1 protein-coding gene is annotated in these 540 nt (G+C 47.2%); it reads right to left on the reverse strand.

The annotated features are described in order from the left end of the window. Positions 1-139: 139 nt before the first annotated feature. Positions 140-540 (reverse strand): tetratricopeptide repeat protein (locus BACCELL_RS25605; RefSeq protein ID WP_007215099.1); only part of this gene is annotated, 401 nt, incomplete at its 5' end.

Raw genomic sequence — 540 nt, forward strand, 5'->3', positions numbered from 1 at the left:
TCAGGCAGGACAGTATCACCAATGAAAAGTGCAGAAAGAATTTAGCGAATGTTTTCATGCTTGTTACTTTTATGCGGTTATTACTTATTTCCATTCCTCGTTCTTTTTATTCTCTATTATGTTTTCTGTTTTTCGTTCTTTATTTTTCATTCTTCATTTTCTTCAGGTTCTTCCTCGCCTTTTCCGGTTCTACTCCCAGTGCCTTGCGAAACCATTCTTCCGCTTTCTTCCGGTCACCTTCCAGATAGGCCAGCACACCGAAATCATTCCATGCACGCGGGTCATCGGCCACCTTACTGAGATATTGCCGTGCGCTAACCGGATCGCCTGCCATGATTACCGCCGAAGCCGCATTGATATTGGCCAGCACGTCGTCCGGAAAGTGGTAGGCGGCTATCTCATAAATTTCACGGTATTGCTCTGTGCCGGGGCGATAGAATGCGGCTACCCGGTACATCTCCTGCAATGATAGCAGGCGGGGATGGGTATATATCAGACTTGCCGCCTCTTCGATATTGAAAGCGCGGGCCTCATAACCTA

Origin of the sequence: Bacteroides cellulosilyticus DSM 14838, from assembly GCF_000158035.1 — a bacterium.
Classification (GTDB): Bacteria; Bacteroidota; Bacteroidia; order Bacteroidales; family Bacteroidaceae; genus Bacteroides; species Bacteroides cellulosilyticus.